Origin of the sequence: Mucilaginibacter sp. NFR10, assembly GCF_900100445.1 — a bacterium.
Classification (GTDB): Bacteria; Bacteroidota; Bacteroidia; order Sphingobacteriales; family Sphingobacteriaceae; genus Mucilaginibacter; species Mucilaginibacter rubeus.
In genome coordinates this window covers 1-1413 of the sequence record NZ_FMTV01000026.1, presented here as the reverse complement: position 1 = coordinate 1413, position 1413 = coordinate 1, and the positions used below count along the sequence as shown (strand labels likewise).

2 protein-coding genes are annotated in these 1413 nt (G+C 39.1%); both read left to right on the top strand.

The window, feature by feature from the left end; all coding sequences use genetic code 11:
* Window positions 1-49: 49 nt before the first annotated feature.
* A complete protein-coding gene (locus BLP33_RS27110; protein ID WP_090535054.1) occupies window positions 50-415 on the top strand; it encodes a transposase in 366 nt (121 codons plus the stop codon).
* Window positions 415-1320 (top strand): IS3 family transposase, encoded by a 906-nt coding sequence (locus tag BLP33_RS27105; RefSeq protein ID WP_139160093.1) that lies wholly within the window; start codon window positions 415-417, stop codon window positions 1318-1320. The genes BLP33_RS27110 and BLP33_RS27105 overlap by 1 nt, the downstream gene beginning before the upstream one ends.
* Window positions 1321-1413 lie beyond the last annotated feature (93 nt).

Genomic DNA, 1413 nt, shown 5'->3' with positions numbered 1-1413 from the left:
CGGTCTCATACGGCTATAGGTTTACAGTTTTGGAATAAACTTATTCCAGATGAAAGAAACAATGTTGTCACGCTTCTCCTTTACAGAGACTTTTAAGGAGAAGCTGGTACTGATGGTGATGTATCGCAACCGATCAGCTAAAGAAGTCGCCAAAAGTTACAGATTGCCCAATGTCCAGATGCTTAATAACTGGGTTAACCTTTACAAGAAAAAATTGGAAAAAGGAGCCGTAACTTTAGCTGTCATGGATGCTAAAGATAAAAATGATCCTAAGGCCCTTAAACAGCGTATAAAGCAATTAGAGAAGTCTTTAGAAAAGGCTAATGTAATGATCTATGGATTGAATGCAATGATCGATTACGCTGAAAAAGAGTTGAAAGTGCCAGTACGAAAAAAGCGTGGCACCAAACAGTGATGCTGATCAAAGAAAAGCATATTACAAGGATGGGAGTAGGGCCGCTTTGTAAGCTGTTTGGTAAATCCCGACAGGCATTTTATAAAAAGCAATGGCATTTAAGCGAAGCTGAACAGGTGGAACTAATCGTTTTGGAGTTAGTTGCCCAGGTTAGGCGCGAACTACCCGGATTAGGGCTTCATAAGCTTTATAAGTGTATTTACCAGCCTTTACGAACCAACAATATCTCAATGGGAAGAGATAAACTGAATAGTTTATTAAGAGATCATGGGTTATTGGTTTCAAGAAAAGTTAGAGGGCCTCGCACTACTTATTCAAATCATATGTTTTGGAAGTATTCGGATCTGGCAAAAGGAATAGAAGTAGTGCGGCCTGAACAGCTCTGGGTGGCCGATATAACTTACATTTGCATAACCTATGACTTCAACTACCTGAGTCTGATTACCGATGCTTATTCCAAAAAGATCATGGGATATTGCTTACATCCTTATCTGACTAACGAAGGGCCTATTAATGCTTTAAATATGGCTATAAGGAACAGAAGTACAAAGTTGCCTTTAATGCATCATTCAGACAGAGGTGTTCAATACTGTAGTTATGATTATATTAAGATGCTTAATAAGGAGAGTATAGCCATAAGCATGACCCAGCACGGTGAAGCATATGAGAATCCTATCGCTGAAAGAATAAATGGTATTCTTAAAACCGAATTTCAGTTAAGCCGGATATTCAAATCACGGCCAGAAGCGCTATTAGCTGTTAAGAGTGCTGTAGAGGCTTATAACAACGTTAGGCCGCATATGAGTTGCAGTAACCTGACACCGGCATACGCCCATCAGAGTACAGAACCGCTTATGAAGCACTGGAAGAATAGAAGAAAGAAAGCACCGTCGCCCGCACAGTAAATCAATAATTACTTTAAAAACAATTATTAACTTAGTACAACAAATAATACTTTAACCCTCCAAAAACTGTAAACCAAAATCCGGACAAGACCA